The following is a 17,801-nucleotide window of genomic DNA, read 5'->3' as shown; positions in this document are numbered from 1 at the left end:
ATGTCTTCGCGGAGAAAGTCCCGCAGCCACTTACACTGGCGGCCTTCCCGACGACGGGGCGGCCGCCAGTCTCGTCTGGGCGGTCGCCAGTGAGTATGCACCGCTAACGAACGGCCCACAAATACCTGCAATTTCTCATTTGCTCTTGACAAGCGCTCACTAAACCGGTTCAGTAGACATAACAAAACCGGTTAAGTGATCCCTATCACCGAGTGGCAATGAGGAAATCATGACAGTGACCATCAACGACGTTGCGCAGGCAGCCGGCGTGAGCAAGGGTGCCGTCTCGTACGCGTTGAATGGGCAGCCCGGCGTCAGCGATGACACCCGGGAGCGCATTCTCAAGGTAGCCCGGGAACTGGGGTGGAAGCCAAATCTTCGCGCCAAGGGCCTGTCGTCAGCCAAGGCCTTCGCCGTCGGACTCGTGGTGGCAAGGGATCCCAAGCTCTTGGGAACGGACCCCTTCTTCCCCGCGTTCATCGCCGGGATCGAGACCACGTTGGTTGAGCACGAATACGCACTGGTCCTCACCGTTGCCGCCAGCGCCGATGCCGAGGAACTGGGCTACCGGAAGCTGGCTGCCGACGGGCGCGTGGACGGGATCATCCTTACGGATATGAGGGTTGACGATTCCCGTATCGCGTTGCTGCAAAGTCTCAAGATTCCCGCCGTCACGCTGAATCGACCCGAAACCTCCTCGCCGTTCCCCGCTGTCTGCATGGACGATACTGAAGGCATTACGGCCGCCGTCGAGCATCTTGTTTCCCTGGGACACACCAGAATTGCGCACGTGGGCGGACCACAGAGCTACATTCACGGCCGAAGCCGGCGGTTGGCTTGGCAAAACGCCCTGTCAAAGGCCGGGCTCGAAGCCGGTTCCTTCATCGAAGCGGACTTCACCGCGGCCGGCGGATTGGCGGCTACCGCAGAACTGCTTCGCTCGGCGCAACGACCCACCGCAATCATCTACGCGAATGACCTCATGGCGACGGCCGGCCAGTCATACGCGCAGTCACTAGGAATGGCCGTTCCCGGCGATCTGTCCATCACGGGCTACGACGACACTGAGCTCGCGAAGTACCTCAATCCGCCGCTGACCACGATTCCGGCCGATCCGATGCTTTGGGGTCGTGTTGCCGCCCAGAAGTTGCTGAGCCTCCTCGGCGGAGCTCCGGCCGAGGACGTCTACCTACCCTCCCCCAAACTGGTGGTCCGCGCCTCCACCGGGCCTGCCCCCACCATCCGGCACAACTAGCCATGCCGTACAGCTAGCTGCCTCCCACGCCCAGTCCTCACAAATACCGATTTACCCGCAAAGGGTGGGGCTATTTGCCATCCCATCTGAAGGCAATGCCGCCACCGCATGTTAGTTTTCACCCGCAAAAGGAGTTGCAATGAAGCACGGAAAAATTAGTTCAAGAATTCTCTCCCTTACCGCTATTGCTGTTGTCGGAGCCGGCTTGGCCGCGTGCGGTGGAGGCGCCTCAAACAGCACAGCTACCGGAGCGAACTCTGCCACCACAGCCAAGGGCCCCATCAAGATCTGGTACTCCAACAATGAGTTCGAGGTGAAGTGGGGCAAGGACATGGTGGCGGCATGGAACGCTGCTCACCCGGACCAGCAGGTCGACGCCCAGGAAATCCCCGCAGGCAAGAGCTCCGAAGAGGTCATCGGGGCAGCAATTACCGCCGGCAACGCCCCGTGCCTGGTCTTCAACACGGCCCCAGTGGCTGTCCCGCAGTTCCAGAAGCAAGGCGGGTTGGTCCCGCTGGATTCCTTCCCGGATGGCGCCCAGTACATCAAGGACCGCACCGGCGATCTCGCCAACCAGTACAAGTCCTCCGACGGCAAGATGTACCAACTGCCGTGGAAGTCCAACCCCGTGGTCCTTTTCTACAACAAGGACGTTTTCGCGAAGGCGGGCCTGGACCCGGAAAAGCCGAAGATGGCCACACAGTCGGAGTTCCTTGACACGGCCCGCACCCTCGTGAAGTCCGGCGCCGTTGCCAATGCCGTATGGCCGTCGCCCGCGAGCGACTTCTACCAGTCCTGGTTCGACTTCTACCCGTTCTACGCAGCCAACTCAGGTGGCACCACGTTGCTCAAGGATGGCAAGTCCACCTTTGACAGCGAGCAAGGCAAGCAGGTCGCCACCATGTTCCAGACCCTCTACAAGGAGAACCTGGCCTCCAAGGAAGCCTATAAGGGTGATTCCTTCGCCGAGGGCAAGGCCGGCATGTCCCTCGCAGGGCCTTGGGCTGTCGCAGCATACAAGGGCAAGGTGAATTGGGGCACGGTTCCGGTACCTGGTGCACAGGCCCAGACCAACGGCTCTACCTTCTCTGACGCCAAGAACGTTGCCATGTACTCCTCCTGCAAGAACCAAGGCACCGCTTGGGAGGTCATGAAGTTCGCCACCAGCAAGGAACAGGACGGCAAGCTCCTTTCCTCGACCGGCCAGATGCCGATGCGCAAGGACTTGACCACTGCCTACGCGGATTACTTCACGCAGAACCCCGCCTACAAGCAGTTCGCAGATCAGGCCGGCCGCACCGTGGAAGTACCCAACGTCTCCAACTCAGTCCAGATCTGGCAGACCTTCCGTGACGCGTGGGGCAAGTCCGTGATCTTCGGCAACCAGAGCATCGATGACGCATTCAAGGGTGCTTCTGACAAGATCAACCAACTGGCAAGCCAAAAGTAGCAGGCGAATCCCCATGTCACTTCGCTCAGCTGACGGCGCCCCCTTCGCGGGAGACGCAGCCGGGCGGGCCGTGGACCAGCGGCAGGCGCCCAGGAAACGTAAGAACTTCCTGGGCCGCCAGCCGCTGGGACTGCTGTTCAGCGCCCCCTACGTCATCTATGTCCTAGGAGTGCTGGCGTTTCCTCTTGGATACGCCGTGTACATCTCCTTCCACCAGTTCTTCTTCACCGCTCCCGGCGTCCAGGCTGACCGTCCCTTCGTGGGGCTGGACAACTACATCACTGTCCTGTCCGATCCGGAGGTACAGCGTTCCTTCGCCAACATCGGCATCTTCCTGGTCATCAATGTGCCGCTGACCGTGGGGCTGTCATTGGTCCTGGCCAACGCGTTGAACCGCGTGACCCGGCTCAAGACCTTTTTCCGGGTCAGCTACTACGTCCCATACGTCACGGCGAGCGTCGCCGTCGTCGGGGTCTGGCTGTTCCTGTTCCAACAGAACGGGCTGGTCAACTCCCTGCTGGGGCCGCTGGCCCCGAACCCCTCGTGGTTGACGAACTCCTGGCTGGCAATGCCAACCGTGGCGCTGTACGTGACCTGGAAGCAGTTGGGCTTCTTCATCCTGCTGTACCTGGCTGCCCTGCAGAACATCCCGGACGAACTCTACGAGTCCGCCTCGGTGGACGGCGGGAACAAATGGGTCCAGTTCTGGAACATCACCGTTCCGGGAGTGCGCTCAGCAAGCGTGCTGGTGACCCTGCTCGCCACCATCACCGGGGCAAACCTGTTCACCGAGCCCTATCTGCTCACCGGCGGAGGCGGCCCGGACGGAGCCTCGACATCGCCGGTCTTCCTGATGTACCAGAAGGGCATCCTGCAGGGGAACCCAGACGTGGCCGCCGCGCTGGGCGTGGTGCTCGTGATCGGTGTCCTGCTCATTGCCTTGATCCAGAAACGCCTCGTGGGCGGGAAGGAGGACTGACGTGTCGATTTTCAATAAGGCAACTCTCAAGAACGACGACGACGGCGCCCGCCAGCCAGGTGCCACCGGTCCCGGAACGGCCGCTTCCGGAGCCAAGGGTTCCGGATCCGGTGCCTCCCGAAAGGACGGATCCGTCGAGAAACGAAGGAACCTGGGCGTGGGTAGCTTCGTGCTGCTGGCGCTGGGAGCCTTTGTGTTCCTCTTCCCGTTCTACTACATGTTCGTCGGCTCGCTGCAGACCTCCCCGGACACCTCCGTGACCGGCGCGTTCCCCAGCCCGGCGAACATCACCGGCGAGAACTACAGCAACATCAACAACTCCATCGATCTACTGAAGGGCCTGGTCAACTCGGGCATCTTCACCGGCGGGGTCATCTTCTTCACGGTGGTGTTCGGGCTCCTGGTGGGCTACGCGCTCGCGCAGATGCAATTCCGCGGCAAGGGCTTCGTCTTCGGCATGATGCTGCTGGTCCAGATGATTCCGTTCCAGCTGCTGCTCATCCCGCTGTACGTCATGATCGTGCGGGACTACGGTCTCGCCGACACCTACCTCGGCATGATCCTGCCGTTCGCCATCAATTCGACGGCCGTCTTCGTCTTCCGCCAGTACTTCATGCAGTTGCCTTCCACCCTGTTCGAGGCCGCCCGCATTGACGGAGCCAGCGAGCTGAGGATCCTCTGGCAGATCGCGATTCCCTTGGTCCGCCCAGCCATTGTCACGGCAGTTCTGCTGACTTTCATCGGCCCGTGGAATGAGTTCCTGTGGCCGTTCCTCGTCACCAAGGACCAAGCCATCCAGCCTCTCGCCGTCTCCCTGGCGAACTACATCTCGAACATTGCCGCCACGGCATCCAACCCGTTCGGCGCCATCCTTGCCGGCGCCTGCGTTCTCGCGGCCCCCGCCGTCGCACTGTTCATCTTCTTCCAGCGCCAATTCATTTCCACCAATATCGGATCAAGCGTAAAGGGCTAAGCTCTATGACTTCCTCAACTTCAGCACTCCCCACGGTCCCGTTCACCCTCACCCGCGCCGGCGTCATCATGACCCCGGAGCCCGGGAACGAGTTCGAAGCCGAAGGCGTCCTCAACCCGGCCAGCGGCCGGGGACCCGACGGCGAACTGTACCTCCTGCCACGCCTCGTAGCGAAGGGCAATGTCTCCCGCGTTGGACTTGCCAAGGTGATAATCGGCGACGACGGCGTCCCGTCCGGCGTCGAACGCCAGGGCATCGTCCTGGCACCGGACGAAGGCTGGGAACGGGGCCTGAACAACGCCGGAACGGAAGACCCCCGCATCACTTGGGTACCGTCTTTGGGCCGGCACCTGATGACCTATGTTGCCTACGGGCCGCTTGGTCCCCGCCTCGCCTTCGCCCACTCGGAAGACCTGCGCACGTGGGACCGCCTGGGGCCCTGCCATTTCGAGTACCAGGCCGACTTGTCCATGGACCTGAACCTATTCGCCAACAAGGACGCCGTGTTCTTCCCGGAACCGATCAATGATCCCGACGGCGTCTCTTCCTACGCTGTGCTCCACCGCCCCATGTGGGACCTCGGCTGGATCCGCGAGGGCGAGGGCGAGCACCTGCCGGCCGGCCTCGATGACAACCGCCCGGGTATCTGGATTTCCTACGTCGCAGTTTCCGACGTCGAGAAGGACATCCGCAACCTCGTTCACCTGCGCAAGCACAAGCTCGTAGCCCTGAGCGAGTTCCCCTTCGAACAGCTCAAGATTGGCGGCGGACCCGCACCGATCCGCATCGACGAGGGCTGGCTCCTGATCTACCACGGCGTCACCGGATCGATGGAAAAGTCTGCCTTCGATCACCAGCAGAACGTCAACTACACGGCCGCCGCGATGATCCTCGACAGTGACGATCCGTCCATTGTGATCGCCCGCAGCGACAAGCCGCTTCTGGCACCTGAAACGGAAGACGAGATCTCGGGCATCGTCCCCAACGTCGTTTTCCCCACCGCAATAGAGAAGATCGGCGATCAGCTGTTCGTCTTCTATGGCATGGCTGACTCGAAGATCGGTGTGGCACGCCTCGACCGCGCCTAGGACAGCACCGCGCCTAAACGCAGCACGGCGAATAAGGCGACACCGCGCCTCAGCAGTCCAGCCCCCTCTTCCATAGCCATAGGAGTTAGACATGACCCGTTTTACTGTTCATGCACGACTGAAATCCGCCCCGGTCGCGGTCGTTGCAACACTGTCGATGCTCCTGACCGGGGCAGGGTTGGCCTCGGCGACGCAGCCTGCCCCGGCCGCGACGCAGGCACCGGCGACACAGGCGCCGTTGACCAATCTGTCTCACCTGAATTTCCTGCTGGACACTGTTCCGCTCCGCGCCGCGGATGGCCACACGACGTACCAGATCGGTGAACATCCCACGGCACAAGCGCCGTGGACGTATGCCGGCAAGAACGCCGACGGCAGCTATACCCGGGTAGGAGGAGGGTCCAAGGACGCAACCACGGGTTACTGGAGCCAGGGGGCCTTCAACGCGGACGACATTGCACGCACCGCCGTCGTCTACTTGCGCCACTGGCAGCAGACCGGTGACGCCTCGAGCCGCACCCGCGCTTTCGACGTGCTGCGTGAGCTGATGTACTTGCAAACAACTACCGGCCCCAACGCCGGAAACGTTGTCCTGTGGCAGCAGTCTGATGGCACGCTGACACCGAGTGCCAAGCCCGTGGAAAAGCCCGACCCCAGCGATTCAGCCGAGTCGTACTGGCTGGCCCGGACCGTGTGGGCACTAGGGGAAGGGTATGCCGCGTTCAAGTCGGCCGACCCCCAATTTGCCGCCTTCCTGCAGACCCGGCTGGACCTCGCCGTCGGGTCCCTGAACAAGCAGTCCCTTGCGAAGTACGGAAAATACGACATCGCTGATGGCGCCAAGGTTCCTGCGTGGCTGATCACCGGAGGGGCGGATGCCTCGGCGGAAGCCGTGCTCGGACTCTCCGCATACTCAAAAGCCGCGCCCGACGACGGCGCTGCTTCTACCGCGCTGAGCCAACTCACCGAGGGTATCGCCGCGATGTCCTCAGGGTCCGTTCAACAATGGCCCTTCGGCGCGATTCTCCCATGGAACCAGTCCCGAACCCTGTGGCACGCTTGGGGTGGCATGACCGCGGCCGCAGTCGCCAACGCTTCTCCGTTGCTGCATCGCCCTGACCTGCTGACCGCGGCAGTGAAGGACTCCGCCCAATTCACTCCGCAACTCCTCGCTGCGGGCGGACCGGACAATGCGTGGAGCCCCACCCCGGGTGAGGCACAGATAGCCTACGGCGTGGACTCGCGGGTTGAAGGACTCGTGGCGACCGCCAAGGCTGCCAACGCTCCCGGCCTGCTCGACGTGGCCGCAGTGGCTGCCGGCTGGTACTTCGGCGCAAACCGCAGCGGAAAGCCCGCCTACAACCCGGCGACCGGGACCGCGATCGACGGCATCGAAACCGACGGCCGCGTCAACCCCAACTCCGGGGCGGAATCCACCATCCACACCCTCCTGTCGATGCTCACTTTGGACGCCAATCCGGAGCTCAAGGCCAAGGCCCTGGGGATCAGCAGTACCGTGGGGACGGACGGGCTCAAGGTGGCCGAGGCCGAAGCCGGAACCATCACGGGCGGCGCGGTGGTCAAACCCGCTTCCGCATGGACCGGTGAGGCAAACTGGTCCGGCGGCGCATATGTCGCGCTCAACGCGGGCGGCACCCTGAAGATCCCGGTCCCGGCCTCGGACCAGGCACGGAACGTATATCCGATCGTGAACCAGCGCCCCGAAGCCGCCGGAACCACGTCGTGGAATTCCGGGAGCACTTTCCTCGGCACCACGCCAAACGGCGGGGCAGGCGAGCAAGGCATCACGGCAGCTCCGGGCAAGCTCTTCCCGTTCTCCCTTGACCGGGCCATGCCAGCGGGACAGGACAGCGTGGCCGCCAAGGCCGGAAGCGATGCTGCGATCGATGGAGTGCTGCTGCAGCCGCAGATTTCCTCGGTCTCCGTCTCAGGCTCCGGTGGCCAATCAACCCTGTACATTAGCGCGGCCCCGGGAAGCATCGAACGAAAAGTGGACATGCCCCAAGGCTTCCATCTGAGCCAGCAGGCTTTTGATGCTTCCGGCCAGCCCGTCAAGCCAAGTTCCGACCAGAACGGGGCAGATCATTCCGGCCGCGTCGCTGTAGCGCCGGGTGGGTTCACCTGGGTGACCTTGGTCCGCAACTAGTCCCCACCGGCTCCCAGCCTTCGCAAGCTCAGGCCGGGGCCCTCGCCGGCGTGGGCCCACCCACCGCCACCACAGGAAGAACCATGCAGAAGATCACCACAGAAGCCCTGCTCCACAGCTACGAGGGAGCACTCACGTTCGGCAATCCGCTGACGGACACCATTTCCACCGACCAGTTCTCCGCCGAGTACCCCGAACACCCCGAATGGGCTGTGGGCCCGTTCCGCAAGGACGATTCCCTGACCTTCCGGCAAGTCGAGGACTGGTCGGATCCTACCGGCATCGGCTGGACCGCGGATTCGATCTTCAATCCCTCTGTCATGGAGCGCGACGGCAAGCTCTACCTGTTCTACCGCGCATCTCCGCGTAAGGAGTCGGTCTCGAGCCGCATCGGTGTTGCCGTCTACGATCCCGCAACGGGCTGGCAGGACAGCCCCTCCAATCCGGCGATCTACCCCACACAGGACAATGAGATCCTCGGCTGCGAAGATCCCAAGGTGTACCAGGCCAACGGCCGGTACTACATGTTCTACAACGGGATCTGGACAATTGATCGCAGCGAGGATCAATCCGGCCAGGATCCGGATGTCTATCCCCTCGGCGACGTTGGCTGCGACATCAATGTTGCAGCGTCCGACGACCTCATCCACTGGGAAAAGCTCGGTTTGGCAGTCCCCCACCAGGTTTCGAAATTTTGGGCCAAGGGAGCCGTCATCCCCCGGAACGCCCGCGGCGAAGCCGTCAAGATTGGCGGCCACTACCTGATGTATCTGTCCGAGGGCTGCGGCGGAACCACCCATGTGGGACGGTCCGCCGACATGGTGAACTGGACGTTTGAGCCGCAAGAGTATCTGGACCTCGGGCCGCTGGGTGGCTCACTGCACGAAGTGGCGTGCGCCATTGTCGACGACGGCGGCGAGGGCGACGGCGCTGGCGCTGGTGCTGGTGCTGGCGGCAAGCTGGTCCTCGACTTCTTCTACGGCGACGCAGACGGCCAGTTCTCCGCAGCGCAAGCGCTGTATGACGTGAACCACCCCTTCACCCAGAAAGCGGTGCACAGGGGAGGGTCGCTGGCATGGGGAGGCCTGCTTAGATTCGGCGGAACCTGGATGTTCGCACAAGGCTGGGATGCCCCCTCCGGATCCCGCGAAATGTACTTCTACCGCGCAGACCAAAGCTAGCAACCGCTGCGACCAACCAGCGCTTTTGATGCTCGGCGCAGGCCCCCTGCGCCGAGCATCTTCATGCGGCGCCAAGCATTCTCACGAAGTAAGGAATATCAGTGAAGACCCCAGTCGACGGTGCGGTCGTAGGTTTGGACATCGGTGGTTCAAAGACGCGCGGGATCAAATGGATCGATGGAACCGCTGTTGCCGATGTTTCCGGTGGCAGCGCCAATGTGCAGAACGTGAGCCGAGCCCAAGCCCGCAGCAACCTGGAGGGCGTCTTTGCCGAACTCGGCGGTGAGACCGTTGCGCGCGTCGTGGTTGGCTCCGGAGGGATTGACACCGCTGACGATGCACAAGCGCTGACGGTACTGATTCAACCGTTGGCTCCCTCCGCCGTCGTCTCCGTTGTCCATGACACGCGCCTTCTGCTGGCTGCTGCTGGATACAGCACCGGAATTGCGGTGATCGCGGGCACTGGGTCCGCGGCCTGGGGCACTAACGGTAAGGACCAGGCGCGTGCGGGGGGCTGGGGCTACTTGCTTGGCGCCGAAGGCAGCGGATACTGGTTCGGCCGTGAAGCAGTGAGGTACAGCCTTGAGCGCATGAACCACGGGCTACGCCCCGACGAACTGACGCAAGCGCTCCTGAAGTCTTGCGGCCTCACCGGCCCCGAGGGTTTGATCGCCCTTTTCCATGGCGACGCCGGGCGCGAGTTTTGGGCTGCCAAGTCGCCCTTGGTCTTTGAGTGCGCGGCCTCGGGACATACGGCGTCGTTGGACATGATCCTCCAGGCAGGGGCCGATCTTGCCACGTTGGCGGCGAAATGCGCTGAGCAACTGAACATCGAGGGGCCGATCGTCCTCGGTGGTGGCCTCGGCATGAACCAGCCCACTTTGCAGGCGGCCATGCGGATTGCGTTGGCCGCTCGGGGCTTCCACACTTTGCAGGTCCTCACCCAGGATCCGGTCTTCGGCACTTTGTGGCTCGCGTCGAACTAACGCTCCGGCTGTGATGAGACTCACTAGCAACAAACGCCTTCTTGGCTTGAGCCATCTACGCCTCACTGTGCACTATGGAAAGGCAGGGCCAGGACACAATGTCCCGGCCAAGTTTTTGCCCATCCTGGTGGACGCAATGAGGCCAAACCGGTGAGCTTGTAGAGCCCGCCTGGAGTCTCAGGCGTTCATGGATAGGTCATACCGTGGCTTCGCACTGGCGCGATAGCCGAATATCCGGATTCATGAATGGAAGCACTGAACAATGACGTTTGAAACTGCCGACTCCGTAACCCTCAAAATTTGGGACCGTTCGACCACCCACCACACACTGGACGCCCTGGTACACGATTTCTCCGTGCGCCACAACACTTCCAAGGCAAGCATCGCGGTTACGTGCAGCGGGCCGAACACCTTCACGGTCAGCCTGAACGGCAGCGCAGCGAAAGCCACGGCATTCGACGCACACTCCCTGTAACAACACCTTTTCGGACGCAATGAAACGACGACGGCGGGGGGCACCTCCCGCCGTCGTTCGTGTCCGCCTCTTCACCCCTCCCTGTAACGGCGAGTGTCACACGAGGCAGGTTTTTGGCCGCGGCTGGCATCCAAGCTCCTGGATTTCTGGGCTTCTCCCTGACCCAAGGCGCCAAAAAGTTGCCTGGCGTGACACAGCTACGCTGCCGGACGGGCAATTTTCCCGCGCCCAAGCACCGCAAGAACCTCCGCGACCATGGTTTCTGCTTCATAGACCACGTCCGAGTAGTAGTAACGGAGCACCGTATAGCCCTGAACCACGGACGAGTTGTTTCGGCGATGGTCTTTCTTTACCTGCCGCCAATCCGCATGGTGGCGGCCGTCGAGTTCCACCAACAGCCAACCGTCCAGCAACAGATCCATGTAGCCCACGCCGTCGAGATAGAACTGTGGCTGGACGTGTATTCCGGCCCTCCGGAAGTAGGTCCGGGCCAGCGTCTCCAACATCGATTCAGCCCCGCGATCCACCCAACGAAGAACCTGGCGCGCCTTGCCGTTGCGCTTTCCCGGCAGCCGCTCCCGCAGGAAACCCACTGTCATGTCACCCCGGGCCACTGCACACTCCACCATGACCAAGGATTCATGCCAGGGCAGGCAGCGCAATGCGTGGATCAGGACATCTGCCAGGGAAGCCACTGGTCTGTGCGGATGCGCGGGGAGCAGCAAACCACCGTGATGTAGGACGTCGCGGGCCCCTCGGTTGCGCCTGTGGTGCACGTGCAGCGGGCCGGACCGGTCAATGACCCACAACCCGTAGAACTGGGCCGCACTGGCGCAGGTCCGTATTTGGTGGTTCCGAACCAGGGCCACATCGGCGACGGATGCCGAAGCGAGCGCGTAGACGCCCCGCGCCGGTTGTTCCACACCGCTGCGAACCGCCCTCCTCAGCTGGCCGTCGGTGATGCCAAGACGCGCCAGCACCGGCCTTCGCGCCACACCCCCGCAGAGGTTAAGCGCCTTTTCAACATCCACATGGCCATCGTGCCGGGCCGCGGCGTGTCTGCGTCACCCCCGGCATCTCCCATGTGGACAACCAAGCGTCACGCCTGTCACATTTTTAGCGGCCGGTTAGCACCAAGACCCCGGATTTCCGGGCTTCTCCCTAACCCAAGACGCCAAAAAGTTGCTCGGTGTGACAGACCCGCTAAACCTCCGCCACCGGCGCCGCGAACTGGGCCTCGTACAGCCGCGAGTACGCGCCGCCAGCAGCCAACAGTTCCGCATGTGTTCCTTGCTCCACGATCCGCCCAGCCTCCATCACCAGGATGAGGTCGGCGTCGCGGATCGTGGAGAGGCGGTGCGCGATTACAAAGCTCGTGCGGTCCGAACGCAGGGCACTCATGGCTTTCTGCACCAGGACCTCGGTCCGGGTATCCACAGAGCTCGTGGCCTCGTCCAGGATCAAGACTGAAGGACGCGCCAAGAACGCCCGGGCAATGGTGAGCAACTGCTTCTCACCTGCAGAAACGTTGCTTCCTTCGTCGTCGAGCACTGTGTCATACCCTTCCGGGAGCGAGTGCACGAAGCGGTCCACGTATGTCGCCTGCGCGGCCTCCAGAATCTCGGCTTCGGTGGCATCCGGCCGGCCGTAAGCGATGTTGTCCCGGATGGTGCCGCCGAACAGCCATGTGTCCTGCAGCACCATACCCATCCGCGAGCGCAGCTCGTACCGCGACATCGAGGCGACGTCCACGCCGTCGAGCGTTATCCGCCCCGCGTCGAGCTCGTAGAAGCGCATCATCAGGTTCACAAGGGTGGTTTTGCCCGCCCCGGTGGGCCCGACGATCGCCACGGATTGCCCGGGCTCTGCCACCAGGCTCAAGTCCTGGATCAGCGGCTTGTCCGCCGAGTAGGAGAAAGAGATGTTCTCGAACACCAAGCGCCCACGCGTCACCTGCGGAACGGCCGAGGGCTCAGGGTCCGGGCTCTGCTCTTCGGTGTCGAGCAGCCCGAAGACGCGTTCGGCGGATGCCACGCCAGACTGAAGGAGATTGGCCATTGAACCAAGCTGCGCGAGCGGCTGGGTGAACTGGCGCGAGTACTGGATGAAGGCCTGGACATCGCCCAGCTGCATGGCGCCGGAGGCCACCTGCAGGCCACCCACCACGGCGATCCCGACATAGACCAGGTTGCCGATGAATGTCAGTGCCGGCATGATCAGGCCGCTGATGAACTGCGCTCCGAAACTGGCCGAGAACAACTCCGCGTTCTTCTCGCTGAAGCGCTGTTCCACCTCCCGCTGCCTGCCGAACACCTTCACGAGGGCATGGCCGGTGTAGGTCTCTTCGATCTGCCCGTTCAGCTCGCCGGTGTTCTTCCACTGAGCGACGAACAGCTTCTGTGAGCGCTTGGCGATCAGCATGGTGGTCACGAGCGTCAGGGGCACGGTGACCAGGGTGATGAACGCCAGAATCGGCGACAGCAGGAACATCATGAAGATGACTCCCGCCACGGTGAGCAGCGAGGTTACCGCCTGGCTGATGGACTGCTGGAGGCTTTGCGAGATGTTGTCGACGTCGTTGGTCACACGGCTGAGGAGTTCACCGCGCTGCACGGAGTCGAAGTAGCGCAACGGAAGGCGGTTGATTTTCGCTTCGATCTGCTCGCGCAGCCGGTACACCGTGCGCTGCACGACGCCGTTGAGCACGTACGCCTGGATCCAGCCGAACGCTGAGGCCAGGACATAGAGGACCAGCACCCACAGCAGGATCGAGGACAACGCCCCGAAGTCGATCCCGACGCCGGGGGTCAGGTCCATGCCCCTGAGCATGTCCGCTTTGGAGTTCTGGCCGGAAGCGCGCAAGCCGTCAATGAGCTGCGCCTTGCTGATCCCTGCAGGAAGTTGCTTGGATACGACGCCGGCGAAGATCAGGTTGGTGCCTTGGCCCAGAAGCCGGGGGCCGATCACGGACAGGGTCACGCTCGCGACAGCCAGGACAAGAACCAGGGTCAGCCACATGCGCTCTGGCCGAAGGGTGCCGAGGAGCCGCTTGGCAGATGGCAGGAAGTTCATGGCCTTTTCGGCCGGGACGTTCATGCCGGCGAAGGGTCCGCCACGGCCGGGCCCCATCGGAGGGCGGGGCGGGCGGCTGGTGGTGCTGGGTGCGCTGCTCATGCCGCCTCCTCCGCTGCCAGTTGCGAGGAAACTATCTCGCGGTACGTTTCAGACGTCTCCAGCAACTCTTCGTGGGTTCCACGCCCCACCAGCCGCCCGTCGTCGAGCACTAGAATCTGCTCGGCGTCGGCGATGCTGGACACCCGCTGCGCGATGATGACCATGGTGGCGCCGGACGTGTGGCGTTTGAGGGCTTGCCGCAGCCTGGCATCGGTGGCGGTGTCCAGGGAGGAGAAGGAGTCGTCGAAGATGTAAAGCTCGGGCTGTTTCACGAGGGCCCGGGCGATGGCGAGGCGCTGGCGCTGGCCACCGGAAACGTTGGTGCCGCCTTGCGAGATCGGAGCATCCAGCCCGCCTTCCATTTCCTCCACGAAATCCTGCGCCTGGGCGATGGAGAGGGCCCGCCAAAGTTCTTCCTCTGTGGCGTCGGGCTTGCCGTAGAGCAGGTTGCTGCGGACCGTGCCTGAGAATAGGTAGGGCTTTTGCGGAACCAGCCCGATGTGCCCCCACAGGAGGTCCGGGTGAAGCTCGCGGACGTCGACGCCGTCGATCCTCACCGAGCCGCTGCTCGCGTCGAAGAGCCTGGGGAACAAGTTAACCAGGGTGGTCTTGCCGGCGCCGGTGCTGCCGATGATCGCCGTCGTCTGGCCCGCACGGGCCTGGAAGCTGATCCCGTTGAGGACCGGCTGCTCGGCACCCGGGTAGGCGAATCCGACGTCGAGCAACTCCAACTCACCGCGCCCGGCGGTCTCCGTGACCGGATTCTTGGGAGGCCGCACGCTCGATTCGGTCTCCAGCACCTGTCCGATGCGGTCAGCCGAAACGGCCGCACGCGGGATCATCACGGCCATGAATGTGGCCATCATGACGGACATCAGGATTTGCATGAGGTAGCTCAGGAAAGCGATCAACGTACCTACCTGCATGGACCCGTCGTTGATCCGGAAGGATCCGAACCAGATCACGGCCACGCTGGAGACGTTGAGCACCAGCATCACTACCGGGAACATGAGGGCCATCAACCGACCGGCCCGCAATGCCATCTCGGTGACGTCCTGGTTGGCTGAGGCGAAGCGTTCCGTCTCCATGTCCTCACGCACGAACGCACGCACCACACGGATGCCGGCCAGTTGTTCGCGGAGCACCCTGTTCACGGTGTCGATCCGGACCTGCATCTTGCGGAACAGGGGAACCATCCGGGTCACAATGAGGCCGACGGCAACAAGCAACACCGGGACACTCACAGCGATCAACCAAGACAACTGGGCATCCTGCCGGACGGCCATGATCACGCCGCCGATGCTGAGTATGGGGGCCGCCACCATGAGGGTGCAGGTCATCAGGACGAGCTGTTGGACCTGCTGCACGTCGTTGGTGGAGCGCGTGATCAGGGACGGTGCTCCGAAGCGGGTGACCTCCTGCTCGGAGAACTCCCCCACTCTGGTGAAAATGGCGCCACGCAGGTCCCGCCCCAATCCCATGGCCGCTTTCGCGCCGAAGTACACGGCAGTCACCGAACAGGCGATTTGCACGAGGGTGATGAGCAGCATGAGACTGCCGGTTCCAAGGATGTACCCGGTATCCCCCTTGGCCACGCCTTCGTCAATAATGTCCGCATTCAGCGTGGGCAGGTACAGCGACGCTATTGACTGCGCCAACTGGAAAATGACGACGGCGATCAGCAGCCGCCGATGTGGCCGCAGGTACTGAATGAGAAGTTTCCAGAGCATCGGTCTCCAACTCACGTAGTGATTCGAAGGCCAGTCTACGACTGGTTGCTGGGGGCAACTAGGGCTTTCCCTCAGGGCGAAGCGTGGCTGGGCGACCGTGCGCGACCGTCCTGCAGAAACAAGGGCCATTTCCCCAACCCTCGCTCACCTATCGGGCTCTTTTCCCCAACCCTCCTGCACATGGTCGGGTTTACCGCGCAAAAGCGACGCCGATCTCGCGGTTCACTGCAGGGATGATTTCGGTAGCCAGAAGCTCAATGGACCGCGCCGTCTCAGCGAAGGGCAAGCCGCCGAGACCGACCTGAGCCAGATACCGCGTGTTACCGAGGACGCTATGGATTTCCAATAGCTTTTCGACGACCTGTTGTGGGCTTCCAACTAGCAGGCCCCCACCCGGTTCGGTCCATTCGTCGAAGGTGCTCCGCGGGAAATGGTCAACTGGCCGGGGCATGTTCTGCTCAAAGTAGGCGCGATAGTAAGGGTAGAAGGTGTCCCGGGCTTGCTGCGACGTCGGCGCCACGTAGAAATGGCCACCAGCACCGACTGGCAGGGCGGCAGCGTCGTGTCCTGCGTTTTCAGCGGCCTCCCGGTACAGCTCCACGAGCCGCCTGAATCGTGCCGGTCCGGACAACAGAGCAATGAACAACGGCAGACCCAATCGCCCCGCCCGGACGAAACTCTGCGGAGTACCGCCCACGCCCACCCAGATGGGCAACTTTTCCTGGACCGGACGGGGCGCTATGTCCATCCCGGAGACGGTTTGGGTCAGGTTTCCCTCCCAGTGAAGGTTGCCGTTGTCACGCAACGCGAGCAGCATCTTCAGCTTCTCTTCGAACAGCTCGTCATAGTCCTCTAATCTGTGGCCAAACAAGGAGTACGACTCCACAAAGGCGCCACGGCCAGCGATAATCTCTGCCCGCCCGCCCGAAATGAGATCCAGCGTGGAGAACTGCTCAAAGAGCCGGACAGGGTCCTGGGTGGATAAAACCGTGACGGCGGTGCCCAGCCGAAGGTTGGTGGTTTCTCGAGCGATGGCCGCGAGCACGATTTCCGGGGCCGAGAGTGCGAAATCGTGCCGATGGTGCTCTCCCAAGCTCAGGGACGAAAGCCCTGCCTGCTCGGCGAGCTTCGCCAGCTCAATGATGTCTTTGAGCCGCTGCTGCGGTGACGGGGAGACGCCGGTCCTGATGTCGCGGGATAGCTCTCCGAAAGTGAAGATTCCAAAGTCCATAATTCATTGAACATTCAAGTATTTGGATTCATTCCCAAGGGCCGCCTGTGAGCGAGCGTTCCAAGCGGCAAGGGGGTGCCGCCGTCGTAACCGGACAGTAGGCTGGAAACGCTCGGCAAGATCCGCTACGAAAGGACCGTAGTCATGGCTTACATCACCGTCGGAAATGAAAACAGCACCGAGATCGAGGTTTACTTCGAGGACCACGGGACCGGCCAGGCAGTGGTCCTGATCCACGGCTACCCCTTGGATGGTTCGTCCTGGGAGAAGCAGACCGCAGCACTGCTCAACGCCGGTTACCGCGTCATCACTTACGACCGCCGCGGCTTCGGCAAGTCCAGCAAGCCGACCGTCGGCTATGACTACGACACCTTCGCCGCTGACCTCAACACTCTACTGAACACCATCGACGTGAACGACGCCGTGCTGGTGGGTTTCTCGATGGGCACCGGCGAAGTGGCCCGCTACATCAGCACCTACGGCTCGGCGCGAGTGGCGAAGGCCGTTTTCCTTGCATCCTTGGAACCGTTCCTCCTGCAGACCGAGGACAACCCCGGAGGCGTCCCGCAGTCCGTATTCGACGGACTTTCCGAAGCCGTTATTGCCGACCGCTACGCTTTCTTCACCGAATTCTTCAACAACTTCTACAACGCTCCCAATTTCCTCGGAACGCACCGCCTGAGCCACGAAGCAGTTACTGCCAGTTGGAACCTTGCAGCCCATTCAGGCGCCTACGCCTCAGTGGCCGCGCAGCCCACGTGGCTCACGGATTTCCGCGCCGACATCCCCAAGATCGATGTTCCCGCCTTGATTGTGCACGGCACCGCGGACAACATCCTCCCCATCGACGCCACCGGCCGGAGGTTCGCCGAAGCGCTCCCCAGCGCCGAGTATCTCGAGATCGACGGCGCCCCGCACGGCTTCCTGTGGACGCACGGCGCCGAGATCAACCAGGCTTTGCTGGGCTTCCTCGCGAAGTAGCGCCTGCGGACCTTGAAGATTCCTGACAAAAAATTAGGACGAAACTAAGCAAATATCGCGGGAACCTTGAGGCCCAGGGTCCACTCTTAATCCAAGCAGAGGCGGAACCCATTCGCCGGCGAAAGCACCAA

14 protein-coding genes are annotated in these 17,801 nt (G+C 62.5%); 10 read left to right on the top strand and 4 right to left on the bottom strand.

What is annotated here, in order from left to right:
* Positions 1-229 precede the first annotated feature (229 nt).
* The 9 genes from OOZ51_RS08080 (at position 230) to OOZ51_RS08040 (ending at position 10,554) form a co-directional block, all read left to right on the top strand.
* Positions 230-1,255: a LacI family DNA-binding transcriptional regulator gene (locus OOZ51_RS08080; RefSeq protein ID WP_265978804.1), complete on the top strand. Its 1,026-nt coding sequence runs from the start codon at positions 230-232 to the stop codon at positions 1,253-1,255.
* A 139-nt stretch (positions 1,256-1,394) separates the two neighbouring features.
* Positions 1,395-2,705 carry an extracellular solute-binding protein gene (locus OOZ51_RS08075; protein WP_265978803.1) on the top strand — a complete coding sequence of 437 codons (1,311 nt, stop codon included), beginning with the start codon at positions 1,395-1,397 and terminating at the stop codon, positions 2,703-2,705.
* A gap of 13 nt (positions 2,706-2,718) precedes the next feature.
* Positions 2,719-3,684, top strand: coding sequence for a carbohydrate ABC transporter permease (locus tag OOZ51_RS08070; protein WP_265978802.1), 966 nt, complete (start codon positions 2,719-2,721; stop codon positions 3,682-3,684).
* Position 3,685: 1 nt separating this feature from the next.
* Complete coding sequence (locus OOZ51_RS08065) at positions 3,686-4,657, top strand: carbohydrate ABC transporter permease (protein ID WP_416346361.1); 972 nt, start codon at positions 3,686-3,688, stop codon at positions 4,655-4,657.
* Positions 4,658-4,662: 5 nt separating this feature from the next.
* The gene (locus tag OOZ51_RS08060; protein ID WP_265978800.1) at positions 4,663-5,745 is read left to right on the top strand and encodes a glycoside hydrolase family 130 protein; all 1,083 of its coding nucleotides are present in this window, start codon (positions 4,663-4,665) and stop codon (positions 5,743-5,745) included.
* 91 nt (positions 5,746-5,836) lie between these two features.
* On the top strand, positions 5,837-7,912 hold the full coding sequence (locus OOZ51_RS08055) for a hypothetical protein (RefSeq protein WP_265978799.1): 2,076 nt from the start codon (positions 5,837-5,839) through the stop codon (positions 7,910-7,912).
* A gap of 83 nt (positions 7,913-7,995) precedes the next feature.
* Entirely contained in the window at positions 7,996-9,093 is a 1,098-nt protein-coding gene (locus OOZ51_RS08050; protein WP_265978798.1) for a glycoside hydrolase family 130 protein, read from the top strand.
* Between the two features lie 101 nt (positions 9,094-9,194).
* Positions 9,195-10,079 (top strand): N-acetylglucosamine kinase, encoded by an 885-nt coding sequence (locus tag OOZ51_RS08045; RefSeq protein ID WP_265978796.1) that lies wholly within the window; start codon positions 9,195-9,197, stop codon positions 10,077-10,079.
* A 262-nt stretch (positions 10,080-10,341) separates the two neighbouring features.
* Positions 10,342-10,554: a hypothetical protein gene (locus tag OOZ51_RS08040; RefSeq protein WP_184741564.1), complete on the top strand. Its 213-nt coding sequence runs from the start codon at positions 10,342-10,344 to the stop codon at positions 10,552-10,554.
* Between the two features lie 197 nt (positions 10,555-10,751).
* Here the strand turns inward: OOZ51_RS08040 and OOZ51_RS08035 are convergent, their stop codons facing one another.
* From OOZ51_RS08035 to OOZ51_RS08020, 4 genes are all read right to left on the bottom strand, one after another.
* Positions 10,752-11,585 (bottom strand): DUF559 domain-containing protein, encoded by an 834-nt coding sequence (locus OOZ51_RS08035; protein ID WP_265978794.1) that lies wholly within the window; start codon positions 11,583-11,585, stop codon positions 10,752-10,754.
* 172 nt (positions 11,586-11,757) lie between these two features.
* Positions 11,758-13,728, bottom strand: coding sequence for an ABC transporter ATP-binding protein (locus OOZ51_RS08030; RefSeq protein ID WP_323054710.1), 1,971 nt, complete (start codon positions 13,726-13,728; stop codon positions 11,758-11,760).
* The gene (locus OOZ51_RS08025; RefSeq protein WP_265978793.1) at positions 13,725-15,458 is read right to left on the bottom strand and encodes an ABC transporter ATP-binding protein; all 1,734 of its coding nucleotides are present in this window, start codon (positions 15,456-15,458) and stop codon (positions 13,725-13,727) included. The genes OOZ51_RS08030 and OOZ51_RS08025 overlap by 4 nt, the downstream gene beginning before the upstream one ends.
* 190 nt (positions 15,459-15,648) lie before the next feature.
* Complete coding sequence (locus OOZ51_RS08020; protein ID WP_265978791.1) at positions 15,649-16,689, bottom strand: LLM class flavin-dependent oxidoreductase; 1,041 nt, start codon at positions 16,687-16,689, stop codon at positions 15,649-15,651.
* 144 nt (positions 16,690-16,833) lie between these two features.
* Between OOZ51_RS08020 and OOZ51_RS08015 the strand changes: the two genes are divergently transcribed.
* On the top strand, positions 16,834-17,670 hold the full coding sequence (locus OOZ51_RS08015; protein WP_265978790.1) for an alpha/beta fold hydrolase: 837 nt from the start codon (positions 16,834-16,836) through the stop codon (positions 17,668-17,670).
* Positions 17,671-17,801 lie beyond the last annotated feature (131 nt).

The organism is Arthrobacter rhizophilus (assembly GCF_026241105.1).
Taxonomy (GTDB): domain Bacteria; phylum Actinomycetota; class Actinomycetes; order Actinomycetales; family Micrococcaceae; genus Arthrobacter.
This window is presented reverse-complemented; position numbering and strand designations above follow the sequence as displayed.

Coding starts and splice junctions, on each gene's coding strand:
- OOZ51_RS08060 (WP_265978800.1), top strand. CDS start 4,663: ATGACTTCCTCAACTTCAGCACTCCCCACGGTCCCGTTCACCCTCACC.
- OOZ51_RS08070 (WP_265978802.1), top strand. CDS start 2,719: ATGTCACTTCGCTCAGCTGACGGCGCCCCCTTCGCGGGAGACGCAGCC.
- OOZ51_RS08040 (WP_184741564.1), top strand. CDS start 10,342: ATGACGTTTGAAACTGCCGACTCCGTAACCCTCAAAATTTGGGACCGT.
- OOZ51_RS08080 (WP_265978804.1), top strand. CDS start 230: ATGACAGTGACCATCAACGACGTTGCGCAGGCAGCCGGCGTGAGCAAG.
- OOZ51_RS08030 (WP_323054710.1), bottom strand. CDS start 13,728: ATGAGCAGCGCACCCAGCACCACCAGCCGCCCGCCCCGCCCTCCGATG.
- OOZ51_RS08050 (WP_265978798.1), top strand. CDS start 7,996: ATGCAGAAGATCACCACAGAAGCCCTGCTCCACAGCTACGAGGGAGCA.
- OOZ51_RS08015 (WP_265978790.1), top strand. CDS start 16,834: ATGGCTTACATCACCGTCGGAAATGAAAACAGCACCGAGATCGAGGTT.
- OOZ51_RS08025 (WP_265978793.1), bottom strand. CDS start 15,458: ATGCTCTGGAAACTTCTCATTCAGTACCTGCGGCCACATCGGCGGCTG.
- OOZ51_RS08020 (WP_265978791.1), bottom strand. CDS start 16,689: ATGGACTTTGGAATCTTCACTTTCGGAGAGCTATCCCGCGACATCAGG.
- OOZ51_RS08075 (WP_265978803.1), top strand. CDS start 1,395: ATGAAGCACGGAAAAATTAGTTCAAGAATTCTCTCCCTTACCGCTATT.
- OOZ51_RS08055 (WP_265978799.1), top strand. CDS start 5,837: ATGACCCGTTTTACTGTTCATGCACGACTGAAATCCGCCCCGGTCGCG.